12 protein-coding genes are annotated in these 19176 nt (G+C 61.8%); 4 read left to right on the top strand and 8 right to left on the bottom strand.

The genetic code is table 11. The features are described from left to right. Nucleotides 1–144: 144 nt before the first annotated feature. Nucleotides 145–2625, top strand: coding sequence for a response regulator (locus D779_RS18655; protein WP_198295753.1), 2481 nt, complete (start codon nucleotides 145–147; stop codon nucleotides 2623–2625). Between the two features lie 62 nt (nucleotides 2626–2687). On the opposite strand, the gene D779_RS18650 is transcribed toward D779_RS18655, so the two are convergent. Both D779_RS18650 and D779_RS18645 read right to left on the bottom strand, forming a co-directional pair. Further along, the gene (locus D779_RS18650) at nucleotides 2688–4361 is read right to left on the bottom strand and encodes a methyl-accepting chemotaxis protein (RefSeq protein WP_043757165.1); all 1674 of its coding nucleotides are present in this window, start codon (nucleotides 4359–4361) and stop codon (nucleotides 2688–2690) included. A 150-nt stretch (nucleotides 4362–4511) separates the two neighbouring features. Then, on the bottom strand, nucleotides 4512–5444 hold the full coding sequence (locus tag D779_RS18645) for a GGDEF domain-containing protein (protein ID WP_043757164.1): 933 nt from the start codon (nucleotides 5442–5444) through the stop codon (nucleotides 4512–4514). A gap of 253 nt (nucleotides 5445–5697) precedes the next feature. Here D779_RS18645 and D779_RS18640 point away from each other — a divergent pair, with 253 nt between their 5' ends. Both D779_RS18640 and D779_RS18635 read left to right on the top strand, forming a co-directional pair. Continuing rightward, entirely contained in the window at nucleotides 5698–6924 is a 1227-nt protein-coding gene (locus D779_RS18640) for an ATP-grasp domain-containing protein (RefSeq protein ID WP_043757159.1), read from the top strand. Further along, nucleotides 6921–8036 carry a phosphoserine transaminase gene (locus tag D779_RS18635; protein ID WP_043757157.1) on the top strand — a complete coding sequence of 372 codons (1116 nt, stop codon included), beginning with the start codon at nucleotides 6921–6923 and terminating at the stop codon, nucleotides 8034–8036. Before D779_RS18640 ends, D779_RS18635 begins: the two co-directional genes overlap by 4 nt. A gap of 73 nt (nucleotides 8037–8109) precedes the next feature. Here the strand turns inward: D779_RS18635 and fliS are convergent, their stop codons facing one another. The 5 genes from fliS to D779_RS23195 all read right to left on the bottom strand — a co-directional run bounded on the left by fliS (nucleotide 8110) and on the right by D779_RS23195 (nucleotide 14304). Beyond that, complete coding sequence (gene fliS / locus D779_RS18630) at nucleotides 8110–8511, bottom strand: flagellar export chaperone FliS (RefSeq protein WP_043757204.1); 402 nt, start codon at nucleotides 8509–8511, stop codon at nucleotides 8110–8112. Nucleotides 8512–8599: 88 nt separating this feature from the next. Beyond that, nucleotides 8600–8914, bottom strand: a complete 315-nt coding sequence (locus tag D779_RS18625) for a flagellar protein FlaG (RefSeq protein ID WP_052348270.1) — start codon at nucleotides 8912–8914, stop codon at nucleotides 8600–8602. Between the two features lie 247 nt (nucleotides 8915–9161). Then, nucleotides 9162–11573: a flagellar filament capping protein FliD gene (gene fliD, locus D779_RS18620; RefSeq protein ID WP_043757155.1), complete on the bottom strand. Its 2412-nt coding sequence runs from the start codon at nucleotides 11571–11573 to the stop codon at nucleotides 9162–9164. Nucleotides 11574–11653: 80 nt separating this feature from the next. Then, nucleotides 11654–12040, bottom strand: coding sequence for a flagellar protein FlaG (locus D779_RS23025; RefSeq protein WP_269747406.1), 387 nt, complete (start codon nucleotides 12038–12040; stop codon nucleotides 11654–11656). A gap of 110 nt (nucleotides 12041–12150) precedes the next feature. Next, nucleotides 12151–14304, bottom strand: coding sequence for a flagellin N-terminal helical domain-containing protein (locus tag D779_RS23195; protein WP_043757152.1), 2154 nt, complete (start codon nucleotides 14302–14304; stop codon nucleotides 12151–12153). A 595-nt stretch (nucleotides 14305–14899) separates the two neighbouring features. On the opposite strand from D779_RS23195, the gene D779_RS18605 reads away from it, so the two are divergent. Continuing rightward, a complete protein-coding gene (locus D779_RS18605; RefSeq protein ID WP_043757150.1) occupies nucleotides 14900–16750 on the top strand; it encodes a glycosyltransferase family protein in 1851 nt (616 codons plus the stop codon). Nucleotides 16751–16794: 44 nt separating this feature from the next. Here D779_RS18605 and D779_RS18600 read toward each other — a convergent pair. Further along, nucleotides 16795–19176 (bottom strand): tetratricopeptide repeat protein (locus D779_RS18600; protein WP_198295752.1); only part of this gene is annotated, 2382 nt, incomplete at its 5' end.

Below are 19176 nucleotides of genomic sequence, written 5' to 3'. Positions count from 1 at the left end.
CATGCCGAGGGTATCTGGCCAGACTCCGGCCCGGGCGTCGCGCCTGGGCCGCCCTACCCCCATCGGCTCGCGGCTTGCTTGCCGTAGCGATTTCGATACCCGAGAATGGAGCGCGACACACTGGAATACGAACGACGACCGCCTATGAGTGCATCGGCCGATATCGAGATCCTGTACGAACTGTCGCTCGCCATTGGCGAAGGCACCGAGCCCGAGCCCATGCTGCGACGTTTTCTGGTCGAGATGCAGCGCCTGCTCGGCGGCGTCGGCGCCGCCGTTCTCCACGTCCAGCAACAGGAACAGAGGAACGAAGACACGCCTCAGGGTATCACCGCCGTACCCGATACGCTGACGCGCACCGCATGCTACGCCACCTTCTGGGATCAATGGTCCGCAAGGGATCTCTATGAAAGTCTCTCGCGCAACCCGGATGAGCTTCCACTGATCTGGCAGCACGAGGAATGCACGCTGCATGCATTTCGTCTGCCCGGATTCGGCATTTTGCTGTTTCTCGCGGGGCATGAGGCCAGCCCCATGTCACAGCGGATGCAGCATGCCTTCGTGCCGCTCGTCCGACGGCTCGCCAACGCCGCCAATGCCTGCATCCATCGCGCGCAGATGCGCCACCAGACCCAGAGGTTCGAGCTTGCGCGCGAGTCCGCGGGCATCGGCGTCTGGGAATGGGATCTGTGCTCGGGACAGCTCGTCTGGGATTTTCAGATGCGCCAACTGTGCGGAGTGGCGAACGATGCCTTCGGAGGGACCTTCAGCGACTGGCGGACACGGATTCACCCGGACGACATAGAGCCGACCTTGCGGACCCTGGACCGGCTCGCCAAGGAGGCGGACTACGGGGAGATCGAATTTCGCATCCTGCGTCCGGACTCGGATGTCCGGCACCTGAGAAAGCAGGCGACACTCGTTCGCTCACCGACGGGCGAAGTGCTGCGCATGGTCGGCGTCTGCACGGACATCACGGCGGACAGGCAAGCCGAGTCGGATCTGGAGCGAGCTCGCGATCTGGCCGAGAGGGCCAATCGCGGCCGGAGCCAATTCATCTCGGCCATGGGCAATCGGATTCACGACCCGATGCAGACCATCCTGAAGATGGCGGAACTGGCGCTCGATACCGAGTTGACCTCGACCCAGCGCGGTTATCTCGATCGACTCAAGGCTTCGGGCGAAACCCTGCTCGCACTGCTCGACGATCTCCTGGACGTCGCCCATATCGATACCGGCGAGCTCCAGATCCAGTCGATCCCTTTCAATCTCGCGATCATGGTCGCCGAGACGCTCGAGCCGCTGGCGATCAGGGCCGAAAACAAGGGGCTGACATTCGTCGCGGACCTGCCGGAGGATCAGCCGCAATTCCACGTCGGCGACCCAGGACGGATTCGCCAGGTGCTGACCAGTCTCTGCGCGACCGCGATCGATCTGAGCATGCATGGCGAGATCCGCATCCAGCTGGCATCCCGTCCGAACCGGGTCGCCGCCGAAGACGACATCCAGATTGCGGTCATCGCCAACGGGATCGATATCCAGTGCAGCGATCTGCGCCAGCTTCTTGCCGTGCTCGCCCCGACACGCACCGCTCACACGCCGCTCCATCCGATCGACGCCGAATTCGGACTCACGATGGCGGCACGCCTGATCGAGCATTTGGGTGGACATTTGCGGCTGGACGCCAAACCGGAGGGCGTGAAGATCTTTTACGTCAATCTGAGCCTACCTCGAACCGAGCCGCCCGAGATTCCTTTGGGCATCCGCCAAAGCTGGCAGGGCAGACGCGCCCTGATCGTCGATGACAATGCGCTCAATCGCAGGACGCTCGCCTATTGGCTCGATGACTGGGGCTTTTCGACTCGGGAGTCCGGCAACGGTCGCTCGGCCCTGCAACTCGCCCGAACGGCCGAACCAAGCTACGACGTCATACTGCTGGATTCCATCCTTCCGGGCATGGATGCCTATGACTTGACACGCCAGCTCTCCGAGGAAGGACTGATCGGACAGGCCAAGATCATCCTCATCTCGGCCAGCGCAACCCGCGGAGAGGCACAGCGTTGCCGTGAGGCCGGAATCGATGCCTTTCTCACCAAACCGACACCGCCCTGCCAGATCCGAGACCTGCTGACCCGTTTGCTGGAATCCGGCGAATCCAAGACGAGGCCGACGCTGCTGACACGCCACGACCTCAAGGAACAGCGGTCTCGGCTCCGCATCCTGCTCGTCGAGAGCAAAGAACTCGACCGCAAGCTCGCTCAAAGCCTGCTGGCCCAATGGGGACACTCGGTCACCAGCGTCGGAGATGAAGCGATCGCGATCGAGCGATTCGCCCCCATGACATTCGATCTCGTGATGATCGACTTGGAGATGCACGACGCGAATGGCATCGATACGATTCGACGACTCAGAGAGAAGGAAGACGGGATGGACTTCACCCCGATCATCGGCATGTCGGCCGATACGCTGGCAAACGACCCTATACGCTTCCTGGAAGCCGGAATGGACGACATCATCGCCAAGCCCATTCAAGCCGACGCCTTGGAAGAAAGGGTCTTACGGCTGATCGAAGACAGGAAGAAGCGCAACGGATCCGGCCGCTCCGATCATGACGGCGCCCATTGAGCCGAGATCGCACCCAAGACCCTTCACCCACTCCTTGCGAATGAAGGGTCCGGGGTCGGCAATCAGATCTTGAAGCGCTCCACGCGCTCCTGCATGCGTGTGGCGAGCTGCGCCAGCTGCTCGCTCGCCATGGCGATCTGCGACGAACCGCTCGAGGTCTGATCCACGGTCGAGGAAATGGTGTGGATATTGCGGTTGATCTCCTCGGCGACCGCGGTCTGCTCCTCGGCGGCGCTCGCGATCTGATGATTCATGTCGCTGATGCTGGTGATGGCGGAGCTGATGTTCTGCAGGGTCACACCGGCCTGCTGGGCCTGATCGACGCTCTCGCGCGCCATCGCCTGCCCCTTCTGCATGACCCGCACAGCCCCCTCCGAGCCGTTCTGGACCCGCTCGATCTTGCCCTGGATATCCTGGATCGAGGACTGCGTCCGGCTGGCCAGGGTCCGCACCTCCGCGGCGACCACGGCGAAGCCGCGTCCCTGTTCGCCGGCGCGGGCCGCCTCGATCGCGGCATTCAGGGCCAAGAGATTGGTCTGTTCCGCGACGCCCCGGATGACGTCCAGCACGGCACCGATCTCCTTGCTGTCATCGGACAGGCGCTCGATGACCTTGCCGGCCTCTTCGACCTCCATGGCCAGGGATTCGATCGCGGCGATGGTCTGATTGACCACCTGGCCGCCCGCCTCGGTCTCCCGATCCGTATCCCGTGCCGCGCCGGCCGCTGCCGCGGCATGCCGGGCGACCTCCTCGACGGTAGAGAGCATCTGGTTCATCGCCGTGGCGACCTGATCCGTCTCCGACTGCCCTACCCTGACCTGCTCGCGGGTCTTCTCGCTCGTCGCCGCGAGCTGAGTCGAGGCGGCCGCGACCTGATCGCTGACCGACGAAACCTGCTGCAGGAGATGCTTCATATCCGATGCCATGCGCGAGATGGCCGCCAGCAGGCTGGTCTCGTCGCCCTTGCGCAATTTGATCTCCGAGGCCAGATCGCCGCCGGCGATCCGATTCACCACATCGACCACCCGGAGCGGTTCGTCGCCGAGTTGGCGCAAGGTGTCCCGGGTGATGAACAGGCCGAGCCCACCGGCCAGGATCAGGCCGAGCGCGATCCCAACGCCATTGATCTTCAGCATGAGACTACCGGACTGGCGGGACTCGGCGAGCTGGGTGTTGGCGCTCTGATTCTTGAGCGCGACCAGCGACTCGATCAGTACCCCGACGCGATCGGACAGCAGGAATGACTCGTCGATGATCGCCGAATACTCGGCCGCCAAAGCATCGTAGGCATCTGGCCCGGACGCCGCGACCATGCGGGCCATGAGGTCATCGATCTGAACGTAACTGCTGCGCCAGGTCTTGTAATCGGACAGAAATGCCTCATAAACGGCCTGTTCAACCTCGGCTTGAGGCAAGCGCTCGTATTTCGCGATCGCATCCTCGATGATGGTCCAGGACGCCTGGCGCTGGCGCATCACCTGTTCGAGTATCTCGCGCGCCTCTGGTCCCCATGTCGTCAGCGCCTTGACCTCGTAGCTCTGGGCACGGATCTGGACGCGCTCCAGATTCAGGCGATTCAGCTGGGTCAGGGAGGGGAGACACTGTTCGCTGATCGCGACGAGATGACTGTTCATGTCCATCTCGCCCTTGATCCCGAAGAGTCCGACGATCAGGACGATCATCGCGACCGAAAGGAAGCCGACCAGCAACTTCACACTTAGTCGAACTTTGCTCATGACATACGTTTCCCACAAGAATCGGACACGATAAAGCGCCTCGAAGGCGCTCTATCCGAAGAGTGCCGCAGTCTGGGTACCAACGGCACTGGCGTTAAGGGTATCGTAATGAGTCTAAGCGAGTTCGGCTAACTGAAAATGCCAACGGCATCACTTCGTCTGCAATGAGGGATTCCCCGCACCGGCCAAGACGCGATTCGTCCCTGCACGCTTGGCGGCATAGAGCGCATCGTCCGCCTGATGGTAGAGCTGATCCAGGTCCATGCCATGACGATGGGCGGCGACACCGATGCTGACGCTCGTCGTCACGGTTTCCCCCGTCGGAATCATGACGCACTCCCGGCTCACCGCCTGACGAATTCGCTCCGCACACTCCATGGCGGCGGACAGATCCGTTCCCGGCAGCAGGACCACGAATTCATCGCCCCCCATGCGTACGCACAGATCCGCGGCCCGGGTCACGGACGTCAGGGTATTGGCCACCGCGCGGAGCAACTGATCGCCGACCGGATGACCGTAGGTGTCGTTGACACCCTTGAAGCGATCCAGATCCATGACCATGAGCGCGATCGGATGACGATGGCGCACGCTGTCGGCCAGCCATTGGGAACCCTGCATGTCGAAGGCGCGCCGATTGCCAAGCCCCGTCAGCGGGTCGCGCTCCAGCTGCTGCGAGGCCCTGAAAAACCGCAGGGCGTTGCGCAGCGACTGCGCCGCCAGCCCCAAGAGGCTCTCGATACGCATCTGATCGGATTCGGAGAATCGCCGGCCGCGCATCAGCTTGAGCGTGCCCATCTCCTGTCCGTTCAGGGTCAGGGCATACTCGAGACGATGACGGTCCGGGATTCCACCGTTGAATACGCAGGAGTATTCCGCATGACGGTACTCCCAGCCGCTGTGGTCGACCAGTTCGCGAAGAAAGCCGTTGAGCGTCTCCAACACCTCGTCCAGGTCGAGGGACAAGGTCATCGCCTGGAGAAAGCGCACTGCATCGATGGTCTCCTCGACGGGCTGATGGATCGGCTGTGCGACCGAAGAGACGAGGGTCAGGCGCGGCGTATCGGCTTGGCTGACAGAGTTCACGGCATATCTCCCGCAATCATGTTCTAAACGGGGATCTGCGAAACCCATGCCAAAAGAAAAATCTCTTTCGATAACAGAAGATTGCATACAACTTGACACGGACGAATGGCGCCCCGTCAACATCCTGACAGGAAAACCGCCCGGTTGAATCGGATCGGTGCAATACAACCGGTCTTCATGACGATGACTTGCAGCACCTGGATATGCGGAAGACAATTCTTCGACACCTGATCTCATCGTCCCGAGCTGCATCATGAAAACCTCGCTTGGTCTCGCCCCGCTGCTGCGCCAACACCTTTCGGGTGTCGATCTGACGGCGTTCGGTCAAACACTGATTCAACGCGCGAGCACGGACCCAACGGATGCAGCCGCGCTCATGGACGCCTCGATCCTGATGCAGTTCCGTGGTCAGCGCGACATCGCGATGCAACTCCAGCGCGAGGCGCTCGAGATCCAAACCCTCTATCCCATCCAGTCCTCACGCCCCGCCCGCTTGAAACTGCTGGCCATCATGGCGCCGGGCGACCTCATGTCCAATGTGCCGATCGAGTGTCTCCTCGAAGAGTCGGATATCGCATTGACCCTGTGCTACCCGTCTCCCGATGAGTTAACGGCAGAGTCGTTCGATTCATTACAGTTTCCCGAGCACGATCTGCTCTTTTTCGCCATCGGCGAATCGGACGCCAACCGACCGCTGCTGGATGCCTGGCTGCCGCGATTGCTCGACTGGCCCAGGCCAGTCCTCAACCTCAAGCAAACGCTTGGCCTCGTGGCGCGAGAGCGGGTCCATGACGTCATGAAAGCGCTTCCCGGCATCCTCATCCCGCCGACCTGGCGCCTTCGGACCGACCGGCTGGAAGAGATCATCGCCAACAACGCCCAACCGCTTCGCTCGCCGGACGGATCCGTCAATTTCCCCCTGATCCTACGCCCGGTCGACTCCCATGCCGGTCAGGGGCTCACCAAGGCCGAGAACGGTGACGAACTTCTGGCGGCCGTCCGCTCGCTGCCAAACCAGGAGGTCTTCCTCTCGCCGTTCGTCGATTACCGCAGTCGGGATGGACGCTATCGCAAGTATCGGCTCGTGCTGATCGACGGGCGGCCCTTCGCCTGCCACATGGGGATATCGGACCATTGGATGATTCACTATCTCAACGCAGGAATGGCGGAGAGCGCCGAGAAGCGCGCCGAGGAAGCGGATTTCATGAACCGCTTCGACCAGGAATTCGCCGTCAGGCATGGCCCTGCCCTGACAGCCATCCATCGCGCCATCGGGCTCGACTATCTGGGCATCGACTGTGCCGAAACGGAGGATGGACGTCTGCTGATCTTCGAGATCGATCCGGCGATGGTCGTTCATGCCATGGACCCGGTCGATCTCTATCCCTATAAGCAACCGGCGATGCGGAAGGTCTTCGATGCCTTCCGCACCATGCTCATCCAGCGCGCGAAAGATCGGGGGTCGAATACGCCGGCATGAATGCACTGAATGCACTGAATTTCTCGGCGGGTCCCGGGGCCCTGCCCGGCACCGTGCTGCAGGCGGCACAAGAGGCCATCGTCGCGGTGCCCGAGGTCGGACTCTCCATCCTGGGCATCAGTCATCGCTCGGACTGGTTCGCCTCGGTGGTGGACGAGACCGAGCGCAATATCCGACGCTTGCTCGATCTTCCGGAAACCCATGCCGTCCTCCTGCTGCAGGGCGGCGCCACGCTCCAATTCAGCATGGTGCCCATGCTGCTGCTACGCGATTCGGGCAAGGCGGCCGAGTATGTGCGCGGCGGCTACTGGAGCCGACGGTCCATACCGCCGGCGCGGCTGGAAGGAGAGGTGCGTGTCCTCTGGGACGGAGAAGCCCTTGGATATCGCCGCCTTCCGGCAGCCGAGGAATTGCACTGCTCGCCCGAAGCGGCCTATTTCCACTATGTCTCGAACGAAACGGTCGAGGGCATCCAGTTTCACGAGATCCCGGGACGCGAAGAGGTCCCGCGGATATGCGACATGTCCTCGGATTTCCTCTCACGACCATTCGACGCGGGGCGTTTCGATCTCATCTATGCCCATGCGCAAAAGAACCTGGGGCCGGCCGGCGTCACGCTCGTCGTCATCCGTCGCGATCTGCTCGAACGCGTTCCCGCCAAGATCCCGTCACTGCTGGACTATCGCGCCCATCTCGAGGCCCGATCCATCTACAACACCCCTCCGGTCTTCGCCATCTATGTGGTGCTGCTGGTCACGCGCTGGCTGTTGGACGAGATCGGCGGATTGAATCGGATGGCCGAGATCAACCGGCGCAAGGCCGATGCGCTCTACGGCATCATCGATGGGCATTCGGATATCTATCTGGGCTGGGCGAATAGCGAGCATCGCTCGCTGATGAACGTCACCTTCAACCTACCGACACCGGAACTGGAGCAGACCTTTGCCGCTGAAGCGGCCAAGGCCGGATTCAGCGGACTGAAGGGACACCGATCGTTGGGGGGAATCCGCGCCTCCATCTACAATGCCATGACGCTCGACGCCGTCGAATCGCTCTGTGGATTCATGACGGACTTCGCATCCCGATCAGATACGCATCGCGGGCGCGTCTGATCCACGTCGAACCAGAGAAAAGCCCGAACAGCGAGCGGTGTTCGGGCATCTTCATCGATCGAGGCCGCGGTTCTCAGGAAGCTTGGCGCAGCAGAGTGGGAATCGTATCCCAGGCGGACTTGATCTCACGCAGCAAGCCAATGACCTCGTCCAGCGCCTCGGCATCGTTACGCATGTTTGCATGCAGCAAACGGCGCGTCATGTATTCGTACAGCGAGTCCAGATTGGCCGCCAGATCCGCGCCCTTGCCATGATCCAGGGATGAGCGCAGACCACCGATGATCGCGATCGCCTGAGTCAGCTTATTCCCCTTGAGCTGGATATTGCCTTGTTCCATGGCGCCTTTAGCCACTGCAATGCGCTCAAGAGCCCCCTCGAAGAGCATTTGGATCAACCGATGAGGGTCTGCCGTCTCCGCCTCGGCCATTGCACCGGATTGACGATATTGCTGTAACTCTCTGCGCATCGCGTACATCATGTTCCTCACTCCCCGACGAGTGGCTATTAGGATTGATACGAATCAGTAGTCGAAATTCATTCAAATGTTTGTCAGAGATTTTCTCTCACCGAGGCTTGGCACGATCGGTCACCCGCTCATAGAACTCGGCCATCAACCTCACAGCTTGCGCGAATGGTATCTGTCTGATGAGCGTCCGACGCTCCCAGTCAAGGACCCGGACCAGAACGCACCCCTGATCCTCATCCAGACAGAACTCAAGCGTTCGCTTCTCATCCTGCAAGAAGCTATCGATCGACTCGACGACAACCTGATTGCCACCTGCGACCACACCCTTGACATACGCCTCGCCGCCTGTCTTGGCGGATACCGGACCTCCGTTGGCGGAGGCCAACCCGAGGCTCGGTTTCGCGTCACTCATGAGGCATCCTCTTCTTCAGCGCCTTGGATCAGACACATGAATTTAGTGAAAACCCTTTCTACACAGCCATATACCATCCTTGATTGAAGTAACGGCAAAGCAAAGGGATTCTTGAGGGAAAATTTCGGTCGAGCAAAAAAAATCGCCGGTCCGGCGATGTCATGACGATAGCCTTCAGGCGTCCCTTACATAGGAACGGGGGGAGTCTCGGCACTCCCCCCGGGTAAGGAAAGCGAGAGATTTGAAATCAAGTTTTCGAAGTGAACGGCAGACGATCCACCAGCCCCTCCAGCTGGCCGCTCGTCGAGTCCAGCGAATCCAGGATGCTCTCCATCGCGATGAACTGGGCGGTCAGACGGGCACTGACCTTATCCATCCTGGCATCCAGCCTGGTCTGATCCTCGCCCAAGGCGTCGAGCTGGCTCTGGACATTCTCCTCGCGCACGCTGATCAGACCCGAGCTTCCCGCGAGCTCGTCGATCAGTTTGGACAGCTCGCCGGCAAAGCCACGCGTGAAACTGAAATCGAATTGGCCCTGGGCCTTCGCACCCGGCTTGACGCTGAGATTGAGACCATAGGCATCCGAGTCCAGATTCGGCAGCAGCACGTTGCCGGCACCGAAGCCAGCCACGCCATTGATTGTCCCGGCAACGTTGACGCCGGAGGTTCCGGTCAGGACATCCTCGATGCCCAGCTTGCCGATATCCGCCCCAACCTCGGTGAAATCGACATCGGAGTCTAAGCCGGTCGACCGCGAGACGAAGCTGAAACGATCGGTATCCGCGTCGTAGCTGACATCGACCCCGACCCCGGCGGCCACCAGCTGGGCATCGGTATCGAGCAGGGACTGGAGCTCGGCGCGTACCTCTTCCGCGCTGGCATAGGTACCGGAGAGCTGGATCAGATCCGACTCGACACCGTCGACACCGATCTTGAAGCTGTAGTCACCGGCCGATCCGTCGAGCGATGTCGTGAAGGCGTCTGTAGCCGAATCGAAGCCGGCCTGACTGATCGAGTTGCCATGAACCTCGGCACCGGTCGCAGAGATTCCGAGCGTGCCCATATTGGCGCCGACCTCGGTGAACCCCACCTTGGAAATCGAGCCATATTCCCGAGAGACGAAACTGAAGGCATTGCTGGTGGAGTCGTAGAGGACGTCGACGGCACCGAAGGCCGCCTTGAGATTGGAGTCCCCGTTGATGCGCGACTGCAGATCCGCGCGCAGCTCATCGGCCGAACCATAGTTACCCGTCAACTCGATGAGGTCGGATTCCGCCCCGTTCACATTGATCTTGAAGCTATAGCCCCCGCCGGACGCATCGAGAGCCCCCAGGCCGAAATCATGCCCGATCGCACCGCCCACGACCTGACCCTGAGTCGGATCGCGGGTGATCTCGGCCTGGTAGTTGCCGGACACGGCCTTCGAGGCGAAGCTGCCCTGGTAGACCGCGACCGAGGTGTTGCCCACACTCAAAGAGGGGGAAAAGAGTGATTCGAACAGCTTGAAATGGTCGTTGAAGGCGGGTGCGAACCACTCTTCCTTGATACTCAGGGTGCCATCGCGCTCGGTGCGGATACCGACATTGACCACCGAGGTGAACCCGGATTCGAGCCCGGGGACGGCACGGCCGATCGACTCTCGCAGACGATTGATCATCATCCGCGCCGAGTTGTCTCCGGCCAGATCGCCTCGCACCCAGTTTTTATCCTCGTCGCGGGTATAGCCGACCAAGCCTTCGACAGTCTCATGGAAGCTGTTATAGGCATCGACGAACTCGCGAATCGCAGTCTCGGCCGCGCTCTTGTCCTCCGTGATCGAAAAGCTGAGCGCCTCGGTGGACGGCTTGTTCAGAGTAAATTTGAACCCCTCGATCACGTCATCGATCTGGTTGCTCTCGCGCGTCACGGCCAAGCCGTTGACCTCGAGAATGGCATCCTGTCCCTGCTGGGTCTCCGTGACGTTCGCATGGTTCGCGCTATTGAAGGCGAACTGGTCCAAGGATGCATCGTCGACCGTGATCTCCATGGCGTTCGACTGACCGGAAGAGGCGGTGAGCATCAGCTGAAACTTGCCGTCGACCTTGAGCACGGATGCCTGCACCCCGGAAGCCTGATCGTTGATCTTCTGGGCGATGGTATCGAGCGAATCCGTCTCCTCGATCTCGATCGACAGGGCCGCACGATCGGCGTTGACGGTGAAGGCGTCCGGTATATCGTTATCGGCCCCCGTATAGCTCCATTCCCCGAAGCTGATGGACATGGTTCCGGACTTGCCAAGCGCGGCATCACGCTGATTCTGGCTCACCGCCGTCATCGCCAGAGACTGCGCGGTCGCGACCTGATTGACCTTGATGCTGTAACTTCCGGTCTGGGCGCCGGCCTCGAGGGACTCGGCCGTGATCGAGTCGGAATCGGGAACGGCGACCGATCGGGCATTGAAGAGATCGCCATCGCTCAGCGTCTTGACCGCGGTCTGCAGCGTATCGAGCGCACTCGTCAGCTGACCGTAACCGGAGATCTGGGCCTTGAGCGTTTCAGTGCGTTTATCGATCCTCTCCTGGGGCGCGGCCCGCTCGACCTCGACCAACTGCGACACCAGGGTGCTGAGATCGATCCCGGACCCGATACCCAGTGAGTTGACGATATTGTTGGTGGCCATGGCCGTCGCTCCATTACTTCAGAAATGCTGATGAGAGGATCGCGCCTTGTGTGGATGCGGTATCCGCGATTCGGTCGACCCTAGGCCTTCTTGTTGAAGATCAAGCCAACCAGACCATCGACATATTCCGCGAACTTCAGGGTCTCTTCGCTGGGGATCTGGCGGATCACCTCATCCGTTCTGGCATCCATCACCTGGACCACCATGCGCCCGGAATCGTCATCCAGTTGGAACTTCAGGGTCTGTTTGCCGTTCTGCATCATCTCGTTGATGCGTTCCACGGCATCGGTCAGCTGTTCGCGCAGAGTGGCCCCATCCTGACCGCCCTGATGTCCTTGAAGACGTTCGGCCATGGCCTCCGCCCTCGCCGGATCCGTCGCGGACTTCGTCGTCTTCAGACCCTGTCCTTCGGTTCCATTGTTCGCCGCCTGATTGGACGATGCCGACGAATGCGGTGATACCGGCATCTGACTATGCGATGCGAGTCCATTGATATCATTGACCATCTTACGCCTCCGAAGTCAACCGCGCGGCCTCCGGACGGAGGCCGCGCGCCCTTCAGCCTTGAGTAATCACCTTAACGCAGGAGGGAGAGCACCTGCTGAGGCGCCGAGTTGGCCTGGGCCAGCATGGCCGAGCTCGCCTGCTGCAGAACCTGAGAGCGCGAGAGATTGGCGGTCTCCGACGCAAAGTCCGCGTCCTGGATGCGCGAGCGCGAGGCCGTGGCGTTCTGCGAGATGCTCGACAGATTGTTGATCGTGAAGTCGAGCCGGTTGTTCACCGCACCCAGATCGGCCTTGACGTTGTTGACCTCGTCGAGCGCGTTGTCGATGGCGCCGATCGCCTTGGTGGCGCCTTCCGCGGTCGAGATGTCGATGCTGGCCAGCGACATTCCATCCTCGCCGCCGCCGTATTCGCCAACGGTCAACCCGGAATAAGCGAGGTTGTCGTTGGTCCCGCGACCGATGACGATCTCCTTGTCGGAGGTGAGCGTGAATTCGCCGACGAAGGTGGTGGTACCAGCGGTACTCCCAAAGCCCGCGTTTGCACCGTTGGTCAGCTGAGCAACGATATTACGGCCGTCCTCGGCGAAGAGCTGCACGCCGCCGCCCGCCGAGGTCCCCGCCTCGCCGGTATCGACCGCCCGCACGCCGGTCTGATCGGAGATGCCGTTGATGGCGTTCACCAGCGACTGACGGTTCGCGCTCCGGGCATCATCACCGGCGACCGAGTTGAAACCAGTGATCGCAACCCCGTTGATCGAGCCCGACACGGCCGCGCTCGCCGTGGCCTGCGCCACATCGTTCTTGGCGATATTCTCGTTGACCGTCGCGGTGACACCCGTCCTGTCCGAAACCAGATTGAATGCCGCGGCCTTGGCAATGGCACTGTACACATTGCCGCCGGACGACGCCGTATCGTCGTTTGCATACGACGGACCGACCTGTATCCCATTGACCAGCAGGTTGCCCGCGGCCATCGAGTTCGTGGTGTCCTTGAGATTCGAGGTCACCTGGGTCATGGTGCCACTGAAGGTACCCTCGCTGAAACCCGCGTCGCTGGCCTTTCCGGTCGCACCGGACGCGATATTGATGTCCTTGCCCCCCTCGGAAACGAGGGTGACGGTTCCAGTGGCCATCGCCGTGGTGAGGGAGGCACCGGCAAACCCGAGTCCGGTATTGGCCTTTGTCAATCCACCTTCGGTCTCGATCAGCGTGATATTGCGGCCATCCGCGGCGGACAGTGTGATACCGCCCATGTCGGTACCAGAATCGATAGCAGTGACACCGGTCTGATCCGACTTCAGATTGATGGCCTCGATAATGGAGGAACGGGTCGTCGCGGCATCGCTGGTCGTCTGCAGACTGATCGAGACGCCATTGAGCTGGATCGTCCCGGTGGCGGTACCCGCAGCCATGCTCGAACCGCCGAGCTTGGTCTCGCCCACGACCGCGGAGACACCGGTCTGATCGCTCTTCTCGTTGATCGCGGCCGCGGTCGCGATGGCGCTACTGCTCTTGCCATACGCGGAAGCCGCATCGGAGGCCGAGATAGCGCCATCGATTGCGATGCCATTGATCACCAGGTCGCCCGTGCCCAATGCGCCGGCATTGGTCGCCGCGGCGGCCATGGCCACATCGACATCGCTCGCGGCGGACGACGAGGCTGCCGCGCCGGTACCGACCCGAGAGACCGAACCGAGCCCCGCGGACTCCGACACACCCAGTGCCCCGGAATCCATCTTCCCGATCGAGACGGTGATGGTCTGGTTCGCCTGGGAGCCGATCTGCAAGGTCACATCGTGAGCGGATCCATCCAGCAGATTCAGGCCATTGAAATCCGTGGTGCTCGAGATGCGGTCCAGCTCCTCGATCAGCTGCTTGGTCTCGGCGTTCAGCGTGTCCCGGTTGCCGGTGGTATAGGTTCCGTTCGCGGACTGTACCGCGAGCTCGCGCATACGCTGCAGGATGTTGCCCGTCTCGCTGAGGGCGCCTTCGGCCGTCTGAACCAGCGAGATGCCGTCGTTGGCATTGCGGACCGCCTGGTCGAGGCCCTTGATCTGCGAGGTCAGACGGCTGACGATGGAGGATCCGGCCGCGTCGTCCTTGGCGGAGTTGATGCGCAGGCCGCTGCTCAACCGCTCCATGGACTGACTCAGGCTGGACTGTGACTTTTCGATATTTCGCTGTGCATTGAGCGAGGCAACGTTGGTGTTGATGACCAATGACATGACTATTCTCCTGATAACCGCCGAACCGGTAGTCTGCGCACGGCAGCGATAAACCGTTCTCTGTTGATTTTCCGCACCTATGGGGTATCGGCGATCGGGCTAAAATCTTTAGCCACGCGAAGCTTAGCACCCCTTCAATGCAGGTTATCGACCACACTCGGCGTCTCTTGAGCGAACCCCACACCTAACCTGTGACGATGCTCTCATTTCTCCAAGCTTGCACTGCCGCATCGAGCATCTCGGGGCCGGTTCCCCGTTCGGCGAGACGCCAAACCCGCCTGACATGCAATCGTGTCCGCTCCTCCTTCGGTCAGCCGAATCCGAATCCGAGTAATCGAGTCCAGGATACATCCTCTCGGCGCCAATACTTTGGCACCTGGGAGGCGGATGCATAATATCTGCCACATGATGAAGGCCAGACTGGGGAACCGCTGTGATTGCCCACGTCCACGACGTCGCATCCGTTGACAGTGTAGATAAATCGGCATGAATCGCCGACTTCAGGATCCGAGCCTGTAGCTGTACGCATCGATCGCATGAGACATTGTTTGGATCCACTCTTGCTCAGAATCTTGTCAGGAACGATAGCGGCCCGATGACACTCGAACATCCCGAAACCGATATCTGGCGTCGAAATCTGGAGGCGCTGCGACTCTTCGATCCCCGCATGGCGCGAATCTTGACCGGCAAGCGTCTGCCCGGGCGCATTCAGCAATTCGCATGGCGTGCCGATCAAGAGGCGACGAGCGCCAGGCTCTACGCCTTGGATCAGTCTCCCGAAAACGGGTCCTCACGGCACTCGATCGCGGACGAGGATCCAGCGGATCTCGACCCGGCCATCCATGCGCGTCGAGTCCTGTTTGGAATAGGGGACGGTCGGCGGCTGATGCGGGCGCTGGACAATCCGGATGCCCGGGTCCTGGTCATCGAACCCGAAGGCCGGCTGCTGATCGGCCTGCTCGGGCGCATCGACCTCTCCGGTCCCATTGCCGAGGGACGGCTGAGCCTGGCGATTCCCTGGATCGATCATCCCGGATTCTCCGAAATCGGACTGATGGAAACCCTGGCGGAACTCCAGCGCGATAACCTGAAGCCCGACGCCCCCATGCTCATTCGAACGGGTTCGACCCAATTTCACCACAGCTTCTTCGAAGCGATCGAAGCGAGCGTGCGCGAATCGCGCGCCCTCGCCGCCATCCTGACGGACTGGGGTGAATCCGAACCCGAACCGCAGACCGACGCCGCCCCAACCCCATCCACCAGCCGGCCGGCGCCGGCCTTCGACGTCACGGTCATCAGCCCATGCTGCCGGATTTTCGACGATTTGGCCGCATGTCTGTCCGAGCAAGGTCTTCGCGTTCAGCTCTTTCGGGTCCCGGATCGGCAGGGTGTCTGGAAAGCGGCCGAGTGGCGGCAGGCATTGGCCGAGTTGCTCGCCCAGCCGGCCTCCGTCACCCTGGTGCGTAACCGCTCGTTGCTCGAAACCGATATGAACCATGAGCGCCTGGATCCGGAGCCTTTCCTGCCGGGACGGATCCTAAGCTGGTGGTGGGATGTACCGAACATCGCCTCGGTCATCGACATGGAATTCGCCGACCCGCCCAGCCCGGCGCTCGCCTTCGCCCGCGATATGCTGCCGCTACTGCCACCTGGGTCTCTTTGGCTGCCTCCCGGAGCGCTTCAAGCCTTCGCCGCCGTTCCAGACAGGGAACCGGAACGCCTGGAACCCCTGATTTCATTCGTCGGCCAGAGCCGACTCTCGGGACTGGTCGCCAATCTCAACATGCTGGCCTCCGGCCTCGACCAGCTCTGCGGACAGAGCGGCACCGCCCTGACGGCCGATATCAACCGCCAGCGCGGCTTCGTGGCGATCCATCGCTATCTGAGCGGACATGAAACGGATCTGCGTCAGACGATCGATGTCCAGCGCCGCGCCCATCCCCATCTGGTCTACTTCCTGAATTATCTGCTGTCGATGTGTCTGACCGGATCCTTCCGCATCGCCGCAGTGGAGACGCTGGCCAAAGCGGGTCTGCCGATCCGCGTCCATGGCGACGCGGAATGGCTGAAATCGGGTGCGCTCGCGACCGGCCAATATGCCGGTATCATCGCTCCCGAATCCCTGCCGAGTCTCTACCGAGACAGTCGGATCAATCTGAATCTGAATTTCATGCAGGTCTCCTCGACCGTGAACCCACGGGTCCTGGACATCGCCGCCGCTGGCGGGACCGTCCTGACCGACGCCCGCCCCGAACTCTCTTGGCTATACCCGGACCCGGCCGTGCGGCCCTTCGTCTTCGACGACCTGGATGAATTGCCGGAGCTGGCCGAGACGCTGCTCGCACGAGATCTGAGCCGACACAAGGCGCGCCTCCAGGCACATACCCGAGACAATCACCTGATGAGCCATCGGGCGCGCTGGCTGGCCGAATGGATGAACGCCTAACGAATTCACTGGGCTGCGCAGGGCTTTGCACGTCCCGCCCAGGGTCATCCGCACCAGCGCTGCCACATCTCCCGGTAGGCCTGCTCGACCCGGCGCGCGAACCCCGCCTCGTCGCGCCAGGGGCCGCTCTCCAGTCGATCGCGCAATGCGGCCCGTATCGATGCCAAGCGGTCCAGATCGCCACTGAGGGCAACCGCTTTCTCGACATACTCCTCTTCGCTATCGGCGATCCATTCGCCGAGACCGGCCCCCTGAAGCATCTGGCTGCCGATCCGGCCGACGCTGGGGCGACCGGCCAGCGTGACGTAAGGAACCCCCATGTAGAGCGACTCGATCAGGGTCGTCCCCGAGTTGTGCGGAAAGCAGTCCAGGCCGATATCGATGCCTCTCAACAGATCCCAGGGCGGGCTGTGATAGCCGATCACCAAACGCTCGGCGCCGATGCCATGTTCGGCGAAACGCTCGATCAGGTCTCGCCTGACGGACTCGGAGGCGAAATCCTGGCTATCCACGACGAGCCGCGATGCGGAAATGCGCTCGAGGATCTTCGACCAGACCTCGATGGTGCGATGGTTGATGCGCACGCTGCGCGTCAGGGTCCCGAAAGTGACGCCGCCGTGCGTGAGCGCCGGCAATGGACCGACCTCGCCCATATCCGGTGCCGGCCGGTAGACCAGAGAAGGGACGGCGAGACGCCACGGCTGCTCGGCGAAGAGCGCCTCGCTGCCCCGAGGCACCATGACCTCGTCGGCCAGGAAATAGTCGATCGCGCTCAAGCCCGTGGTATATCCGTATCCCATCCAGGAGACCGAGACCGGCGCCGGACGGCGAGCAAAAACACCGAGCCGGTTGTTGGCGGTATGGCCGGCGAGATCCACCAGGATATCGATGCCATCGGCGCGAATCCGCTCCGCCAATGCGGTGTCCGACAACCCTCGCGTCGGCACCCAGGCATCGACATGGCTGCGATAGCGCGCCGTCACTTCGTCTTCGTGCGCCAATTCGGCATAGGCGGTCACCTCGACGACGCGTGCATCGTGATGCGCCAGCAGCGGCTCGACGAAAAATCGCGATGAATGACGCCGAAAATCCGGCGAGACATATCCGATCCGCAAACGCCGCTGCGGATCGCGGTCGTTGCCATGCGCCTGCCAGGCGGCTCGAAGCGGCTCGCCGAAATGCAGATCGAAGGCTCGATAGGCGGAGAAGATCTCCTCGGCGGATTTGTCGGGATGGTAATTCAGCGTGAAGAGCAGCTTGCTGTAGATGGAGGCATTCTTCGCATCCATGCGCATGGCCCTGCGATAGTCGCTCTCGGCCTCGTCGAGACGGCCGAGCGACTGATTGGTGTTGCCTCGAATCACCAATATTTCAGGGTGCTCCATCTGGAGCATCGCCTCGAGCTGCTGGATGGCATCGGCCTGATTTTCGGCACCGGATGCAGCCCCCCGCATCGTCATTGCCTGTTGGTAGATCGCCAGCGCATCGTCCAGACGCCCCAGGTGCTGAAGGGCGTTGCCGAGATTCGAGAGGATCTCGGGGCTGCCGGGCCGCAGCTTCACGGCCCGCTGCTGGCATTCGAGCGCCTCGTCCAACCGCCCCTGTCCCAATACTGTATTGCCGAGGTTGCTGAGCACCTGTGCGTCGGATGGATCGATCGTCAATGCCTTGCGATAGAGATCCTCGGCCTCCTCGATGTTCCCCATTTCACGCAGGATGGAGCCGAGCTGATTGAGCGACTTCACGTGCCCCGGATCGAGTGTCAGCGCCCATTCGAAATAGGTCCGGGCCTCGTCCAGACGTCCCAGGGAATGCATCAGCCTCGCCAGATTGTAGATGGCCGCCACGAACCCGGGCCTCTGCTGAACGGCACGGGCATAGCTCACCCCCGCCTCCTCGAGTCGCCCGACATCTTCCAGGGCCGATCCGAGGGCGTTCAGCGTCTCGGCGTCGTTCGGATTCAGGGCAAGCGCCTGCTCGAGGTTGGGAATCGCCTCTTGCGGACGGCCGGTCTGGGCCAGCACCGCTCCCAGCAGCTTCCAGCCCAGAGGATCGCGCGCATGCTCGTTCGCCAATCGCCGCGCCAGGGCCTCGGCCTCGTCGTAACGCCCCTGGTTGAAGAGGTCGGCCAGAAGATCGGCGGCCTTGTCCGATGACGCCTTGAGCGCCTGCCGGATCCGCGCCTCGAGTTTTAGGGCGGCCTGAGTGCGCAGTCCGGCCGCCATGGCCTGCTCGATCACGCTCGCGGCATCCTGCGCCCGCCCCGCCAGCAGCAGCCCCTCGGCGAAGGACTGCCAGTAGTCCCCCGTCTCGGGCGCAGACTCCAAGGCCCGCCTCAGGTGCCCCAGTCCCTCCTCCATCCGGCCACGCTCGACCTCCAGCACGCCGAGCCCGTGATGCGCGCCCGGGTGGTCGCCCTGCTCCGC

This window comes from Imhoffiella purpurea, from assembly GCF_000585215.1.
Classification (GTDB): Bacteria; Pseudomonadota; Gammaproteobacteria; order Chromatiales; family Chromatiaceae; genus Imhoffiella; species Imhoffiella purpurea.
The sequence above is the reverse complement of the archived record's forward strand: the minus strand, read 5'-3'. Positions and strand labels throughout refer to the sequence as shown.